Genomic DNA, 8979 nt, shown 5'->3' on the forward strand with positions numbered 1-8979 from the left:
GTATCGTTGCTGAAGGCAACCAAGTCAAATACTACCTGAAGTCCCCGACCGACTCGGCGTTTGTACTGAAATACACCTCTACCAAGACCTACGATAGTGCGGCCGAGTATTTTGTCGACAGCTCGCTCATTGATCAGGGAGCGAAGATTGAAGGCGCTGTTTTGGGTCACAATCTGGGGATGTCCGCAACGACCGTCCGGACTTCCCAATCTGTCTACGACGCCCGTGGCCAGTTAGTGTATTCCCTGGATGCGGCCGGCTATGTGACCCATCAAGAATATGATGCCCAGGGCCATGTGATCCGCACCACCCGCTATGCGGAAGCGGTCTCCGGCGTTGGTATCGCGCCGACGGAAGGGGCGATGGACGCGGCGGTGACCGCCCTGGCTGACAGCAGCCGGGATCAGGTGACCCAGTTTGTGTATGACGACCTGGGCCGTCTGCGCTTCAGTCTCAATGCCGAAGGCTATGTGAGTGAGACGGTTTACAACGGTTTCAACCAGGTGGTGGAAGAGCGCCAATATGCCCAGGTGTATACCGGCACCGCCACTCACGCGGATCTCAGTACCCTGGCGATCGACAATGCCACCCGGATCACCCGTTACCAGTACGATGCCCGGGGTCAGGTGATCCGTCAGTCCCAGCGTCTGATGGAAGGCAGCAGCGAGACCTGGGTGACAGAGTCTTACACCTATGACCATGCCGGTAACCGAACGTCGGTAATGGATGCCCGTGGCAATACCACCAGCTTTGCCTATGACGACAATAACCGCCTGATCGCCAAACTGAGCCCAAGGGATTCGGTGGATGACAGCCAGGTGGCGGCCGCAGACCGTAAAGGCTATGTGATTCGCTACCGTTATGACGGCTTCGATAACCTGCTGAGCGAAACCCATTACACCACCGCGGTCTCCGTCTATGAAAAGACCGCGGCGGACTACGTCAGTGATGGCGTGACCCTGAACAACGATGCTCAGGGCGGGGATCGGACCACCCGTTACGAATACGATGCGCTGAATCGTCAGGTGCGGATCTATGCGCCGGACGTGGATGGCCAGACCCTGGTCACACGCAAGGACTACGACCGCTTTGGCAATGTGGTGCAACTGGTCAGTGGGGAAGGGCTGAGCAACGCCCAGACCAGCACCTATGTGTTTGACGACCTGAACCGGGTGATTCTGGAAACCAAAGCGGCGGGCACTGCCGAAGCCAGTACCACCGGTTATGAATACAACGGCTTTGGTCAGATCACCCGGGTGATTGATCCCCGTTATTATGAGCTGACGACGAATCTCACTGATTGGACTAAAGGAGAGTTGAGTCGGCTGAAGAACTTGTCAGTGAAATATCTGGCCGACAACAGTAGCTTGTGGGCGAGTCAACAGGCGAGTTGGCTATCAAAGTATGCCTCAACCTTGAGCTTCCTGAATCCAGACTATCTGCCCAACGGCTCCCATGTTCAGGTTCTGAAGGATATTTACAGCCACAGCCAGGATTTCGATCGCCGCGGACTCAAGATCAGTGAGACTGATGGCGAAGGCTACACCACATCGAGTGACTACGATGCGTTTGGCAACCTGATTCAGTCGACGGATGCAGAAGGCAATATCGGGTATTTCTTCTACGATGAACTTAATCGTCTGACTCTGCAGGTGGACCCGGCAGGCTATGTGCAGGGTTACGCCTATAATGCCAGCGGCCAGGTGGTGTCGAAAACCGCCTGGAATACCCCGATCAGCACCAATCTGAGTGGCAAGACCCTGACTCAGGTGCAAAGCCTGGTGGCCACCGATGCCAGCAATGACCGTCACACCGGCAGTGTGTTTGATACTCTGGGCCGGGTGGTGGAAGAACAGGCGCAGAAAACCAGCAGCACGGTGGTGAGCGATCATTACACCTACGATGCCTCAGGTAACCGCTTAAGCTGGACCAATCGGGAAAACCAGGTCACCCAGTACCAGTACGATGCCCAGGGTCGTCGTACCGCCACCATCCATCCGAGCACCACGGTGGTGTTCAACTCGGACATCAGCAACACGGCCCAACGCCAATTGGCCGAACAGGTGCGCTACGATGCCTTTGGCAACAAAGTGGCGGTCACCGAAGGCAGCTACTGGGATGCGTCAAGCCAGAGCTTTAAGACCATCACGGGCCAGACCCGGACAACGCTGTTCCAGCACGACAAACTGAACCGGGAAGTAGCGGTATGGTCAGCAGTCACCGATTTTGATTACTACAACACCGAGGGAGTCCTGAAAAGCTACAGCAATGTGCGCCAAGTGACTACCCGGGAGTTTGACCTGTTCGGTAACCGTCTGAAGGAAACGGTGCAGGCCTATCAGATTGATGGCAATGGCAAGCCTTCCTCCGCGTTGGGCAGCTTCCAGAAGCAGCTATTCGAGTACGATTCATTGAATCACCTAGTGGCTCAAGTAGATGCAGCTGGGGGCGTTAAAACTTTTTCCTATGATGACAAGGGTAACCGTATTCGAGAGCGTCAGTATGGCAAAGCCCTGTCGCCGATCAGCAACGGCAACTTGGCCACACTACTGGCTAGCGGCACGGATGATTATCGTGAATTGACCTCGGTCTATGATCTGAACAACCGGGTGGTGGAAACCCGTACCCGGGCCGAGACCCATTTTGATCTGGCCCTTAAAGCTGAGGACATTGCAGCGCTGGCTCAAGGCGGCAGTGCTGGTGGTCTCTATGATGACGGATACAGTGCTGGTGCCATCCAGACCTTCAATCTCTATGACAGGAACGGACAACTGGTAGCTGAGACCGATGGTCGGGGTAATACTACCCGTTATTTTTACGACAAACGGGGTGAAAAAGTCGCTCAGCTGGAAGCGGGTGTTATTCATTATGATAAAGATACCAGCGGGTCCTTGAATGTAAGTCGGCACCACGCCCTGACTACCTGGAAGGTCAGTGGATTTGGTCAGGTCACCGAAGAATACCGTTACGCCTATGAGGCGAAAGATCCGGCGATGTACGCCACTTTGGATGAACTGAAATCCAATATTGCGGGCCAACGTTCGGCGGCAGAAGCCAAAGCGGCGACCCTGGCCGATCAGGATCTGGCAGACCTGGCCAACGAAGATGTGCTGGCCAGCCAAGTCCAGGCGGATCGGCGGAAGGTTTCTGATTACGATATGCTAGGTCGGAAAGTTCGGGATATTGTCTACAACGTGAATGACTACAGCCTGAGTGGTAATGCTCCGGTCAAAACCGCAGCCACGTCACGCACGACTGAGTATACGTACGACGATCTTGATCGTTTGCGTACCACTATTGCGCCTGGTGATGGCGGGATGATGGGGCGGACGACAGAGATCCGCTATGACGAACTTGGTCGGGTGACGACGGAGCTGGGCCAACAATTTACTGATTATCGGGGTGTCAGTGTACGTGCTACCACCACCTACGGCTATGATGCGTTAGGACATGCTGTCAGTACCACCCGTCATGGCTCGGTGGACAGCGAAGATCAGACTCAGAAGGTAGTGTATAACCTGCTGGGGTATGTGCAGTCGGAAGAGGATGCGACTGGGGCAGTGACCCAATTCTGCACCGATATTTTCGGCAATGCGGTTGAAAAACAATGGACCCAGCGCAACGCGGATAACACATCGACAACTCATACCTATCAATACTGGTATGACGCCCAGAACCGGGAAATCAAGCACGTGGATACCACAGGCTTGACCTATGAGGTTCGTTACAACGGTTATGGGGATATTGAAGCCAAAGGGATGAATGGCCAGTATCAGGAACAATATAAGTATGACAAATTAGGCCGCCTGTTCAGCACCAATAAGGAAACCGGTGCGCCTCAGCTTTACCTGTATGACCTCAACGGCAATGCCACGGCCGAGTTTATCCTGGTGGATGAAAATCCCGTGGATGAAGAGACCAATGAAGTTCAGCATATCGACTTTAATAACATTAATAGTCCGACGGATTTGGTTGAGTTATCCGTTCTTAAGTCACAGATGAAAGTCAGTGTGTTTGATGAACGAAATCGACTGACCGACACCTTTGAAGCGCCTCATGATTATCAGAAGTTAACGACTCAACTGTACGAGGACATTGCGGACGAGGGCTGGAAATCAGGCATTGATCTGGAGAACTGGCTGTTGACGCGCACCGACGAAAGCACGGTGACGTTCAATGAAGCCGGAGAGCCGGTCTTTACCGGTGTGGATGAGGTTTATCAGTCCGACGAAGTCGCCACTAATACCACCTATGAGTATCTTTCGAGCGCAACTGGAAATTCTACTCCTGCCTACACCCCAGTTGGATTTGAGGATTTTGATCTGTCTGAAGTACAAGGGGCTTTAGGACTGGAATTAGCCCTCAACAAGGTGGGGATCAGCTACTCGGATATCAGCCTGGGCAGCGAGCATAACAGCTACCAGAACGCCTGGACGAGAGAGGTGGTCGAAGACAAGGGCATCGATGCCAGTACGGGGCAACAGTTCTTTACCAAGACCATTGTCCGAGTCTGGAAGGCGACAGAGGATGGCAACAACTATATCTACCGGGATATTGAGACCCAGAACTTCCAGTTTGATGGTAGCGATCAACTGACAGCGGAAGAATTGTCCGCCGCGAGCTTCGGAGACGGAGAGACTTATACCGTGAGCCTGACCGTTACTCGTGAGGGGCAGTCGGTGGATGTCTCGGGCTACCGGGTCGTGGGTCATAGCATCAAGCGAGCTCAGGTTCGCTATATGGATACTCAGGAATCAACAAAAGTTGGGGCACCTGTGGTGGGTAGTGCCCAGGCGATAGGGCGAGGCACATTTACTGTCAATTCTAAAGTTCTTGCTCTATGGACGAATAGCCTGGGGAAACTTGGAGGAGATAATGATGACTATAAGCATGAGTATAAAATTAAAAGAAGATTTACTATGCATATCCCTGAGGAGTTGCAAAAATTAGGGGTGAACTTAAAGATAAAAATTGACTTGGTAAATACAACTAGGAACACCTCGCAAGAATTGGATTTGGTAACAGCTACTGTCGGGACAGAGACCGTTGAATCAGAAGTAACTCATGTATATGAATCTGAAGATTGGGTCATACCTATTAGTAGCAGTAGCCTATGGTACAGGTTTAAAATCTATACTCCAGACTTAGGCAATAAAGTACTCTTTGATAAACAGTTTAAGTATTCGGAAACGAATAATGGCTATAACGAGACAGATACGCTTACTGGTTTGACCGACAACAATTTTATATTGATTGAGGAACCTAATAATGCAGCTTCAACATTGACTGGTGGTGTGCTTTTAAGGGTTCCAAATACCATTGGTAGTGTTGGTTTAGATGGAGCTATAAAGTCAGGAAACCGCTTTTATTACGCAATTTCTATTACCGGTGACCATTATGTTAGTTATATCACCAAAGATGCAGATGGAAATATTCTCAATAAGGCCACATTTATAGCTACAGTGGGTGTAGGCTCAGGGAGTACTCGCGATTATAAGTTTGAAGTCGAAAAAGTGAGCAGGACCTACCGACAAGTCGCTGACGGCGCCAGCGGTAGATCTGAAACCTCCGGCAATTCCCAGCAAAACACGGTCATACAGAACTACCGGGCGAGCTATTTCCTGGGAACTCATAACCAATATCAGATTCACCGCAGGCAGGTATATAACGCCTTTGGAGAAGTAGTCACGGAAGTTGATGGTAACGGCAATGAGACCCATTCCTTCTACGACACCCAAGGCCGTTTAACCCACAAAATCGATCCTAAAGTGGAGGTTGCTCAAGATCATGCGGTTAATGGGGAACTGCAAACCCTAGAAACCCATCCGGTTACCCGTTATTACTATGATGCCCAAGGGCATATCGTGGCAACGGAAGACGCCAACAGTTATCTCAATGCTCGCGATGAAAGTTACTCGATAGAAGAAAACCAAGGATCTTTTTATCGAAGCCAGAGCTTTAGTGGCGGATTGTTGATGTCCGAAACGGATGCGACAGGGGCGACGAAAACCTATCAATATGATGCCCTGGGTAATCGTAGGGTGATGATCGATTCTATCGCTCAATATCACAGCTATACATTTGATAAGGCTAATCGTTTAACCGCATCCCGGAATTTTGAATCTTTGTGGGCCTATAGCCATGATTTGGACTTTTCATATGATGAGTACGAATACGATGAGCAGGGTAACCGGATCGCGCATACCAATGCGTTGGGGAACCGCGAGAAATACCTTTACGACGGTGAAGCCCGCATTGTTCAACACACGAGTTTCGCAGGTCGGGATACCAGCTATATCTACGGCTATGAGCAGGGGATTGGGGATGGCTTGGGCGGCTTTACCAAAACAACCATTACCGGTTTGAATACTGAAAGTGACGTCAACTATCAGACCAATAATACTTTGCAGGATAAGGTGGATTACTTTGGCCGTATTCGTGAACACCGGGACCTGGGGGGGCATCAATATGTCTATCACTACAATCAGGCAGGCTGGTTAATTTCACAAACGAGTGTAGAGAATGATCCTGATATAACTCCTGTAGCCTCCACTTATAGCACCGGCGTGATCCCGGATGACCTGGGCTTAAGACCAGAATTACGTGTGCGGAATGGCCAGAACATACAATATGAGTATTACAACAATGGTCGGGTTCGCCGTATCAGTGATGAGGGGATCGGAAGCTACACGGATTTCCGTTATGACGCCAATGGCAATGTGATCACTGAAACCTATAGCGATGGCTCACTGACGGGAACCAGTAATCCGGCGCCCTATCAAAATGTACATGCCACCTATGATGCTTTGGGGCGGGTCAAGACGATTGAAGACTCGGATCAATATAGCCTTGAATATTTCTATGATGCTGTGGGTAACCGGCGTCGGGTGAAAACCTCCTACGACAACTATACCATCACGGGAAATCAGGCCGGTGCCAAAGTACAGACCCAGGATCTGTATTATTTGTATGATAAGGAAAACCGTTTTACGGTGACCATGGGATCCCTGGACGGTAACGGAAAAATCCGGGCAGGCAATACGGGATATGAATTAACTTATGACTCGTTGGGACGTCGGGTTAGCAGCAATAGCGCGTTGAGGAATGACCAAGGTAAGGCGGTTGTCGTCAAGGAGAAGTACGTCTACGACCATTATGGACGTGTTCAATCGGTGTGGTTATATGACGCGAACTACCTGAACAAGAGCGGAACGGGTATTCGCTACAACGGTAGTAACGATATGGGGAATGGCTACCGCAAGATTGCCTACCGTCAAAATGACGCGTTGGGGCGGATGACGAACCATTACCAGTATATTAACTACTTCGATGACACTGGTGCCGTTAAGCAGCAAGTCTGGAGCCATAACCAGTATCAATACGATTCCGACAACCGGGTTATCACAGATACCACTCTGGTGAAAAAGGGAGATAGCAAGAATGGCGTGCTTACCTACACCTATCTAAATGACGGAGAAACCTTAAAGAAAACCTTCTATGCAGGTTCGAGTGGGGAAGCGGATGTAGAAACCAAGTATTACTACAATACCCGGGACCGGTTTGATACCTACAAGCAAAGCAAGGTGATCATCGATGCCATCGGCGATGGTCTGGACCCTGGTGTTTCCTATTATGCCTACAACGCCAATGGGCATAACTTGTTTGTCTATGATCACGAGGCCGACCGCTCCCTAACCTATATCAACAACCATCGTGGCCAGATTATCCAACGCGAAGACATCAGCGCGGCAACCAAGGAAACTTCCGAAGTTATTCGCCGTAAGTTTTATTATCTGGATGGCATCGTCAGGGGCGATATGGGGAATGACGATGTGCCCTCGCGTACAGACTACGTTCAACACCTGGCTAATACCGGAGATAAGGATCAGGTGCTAAGAACGGAAACCCATTATTGGCGTGGAGGGAACGGCGATAAGCCAACCTATCATAGTTATCAAATCGATATCAAAAAGAGAATTGGCTACTCGAATTTGAAGCGGGTCGTGCCGGTAACTTCGGCCGACTTTGACCAGAATTACCAACCGATCAATCCGGATTACCCTGCTAAATCCTCCAGCTATTACACCGTGGCTCAGGGAGATACTTTGCAAGGCATCGCCGCCAGTCAATGGGGTGACAGCAGTCTTTGGTATCTGATCGCTGATGCCAATGGGCTGTCCGGTGGCGAGGCCCTGACCTCCGGCTTGAACCTGGTGATACCCAACGTCGTCACCAATGTCCACAACAATGCGGGTACTTTCCGGCCATACGAGCCTGGACTGGCAATTGGCGATACTACGCCCACTTTGCCGGAGCCACCTCCACCATCGAATGGAGGTAAATGTGGTGGTGCCGGGCTCATTGTGATGATTGTGGCAGTGGCGGTAACAGCCATTGTTGCGCCTTATATGGCAGGGGCGATTGCCGATGCGGTAGGTGCGGCAGTCACCACTGGGGGGATTGTAGGGACTGCAGGTCTTGGTACTCTAGGTGCATCGTCTATAGCCGCTTCCGCGGCAGGCTTTGCCTCTGTGGCAGCAGGAGGATTTATTGGCGGTTTTGTTGGAAGTGCCGCTTCGCAGTTGGTCGCAAAAGAATTGGGAGTTCAAGAACACTTTTCCTTACGAAGCGCCATCAGGGGAGGCCTAACCACTGCAGCAACAATGGCAGTAGGCGCCTATACCAATAATGCCGTAGCCGCAGCTGAGTCTGGAAAAGCACAAGAAATCCTGAAAGCAGGAAAGTTGGCTGAGCTGGGACAGTGGACAAGAACCGCCGCCAATGCCATCACCGCGGCAACGGCAGTGGGAGCCAACTATTTTGCCGGTGGGATTACCAATACGCCAAGATCATTCCGCTGGCGGGATGTTGCAACATCGTTCCTGTCTACAACAGCCACCACGGGATTAGGGAAAGGGTTCACTGGCAATGCGCTGTTGGATGGCGGCCTCAAAGGCGCTTTGAACTCCTCATTTTCGT

General features: G+C 51.1%; 1 protein-coding gene. It reads left to right on the forward strand.

Translation table 11 applies throughout. The features are described 5' to 3' along the window. On the forward strand, positions 1-8979 hold an 8979-nt coding region (locus BTA51_RS28575), incomplete at both ends, for a LysM peptidoglycan-binding domain-containing protein (protein WP_168188332.1).

Origin of the sequence: Hahella sp. CCB-MM4, from assembly GCF_002260525.1 — a bacterium.
Classification (GTDB): Bacteria; Pseudomonadota; Gammaproteobacteria; order Pseudomonadales; family Oleiphilaceae; genus Hahella.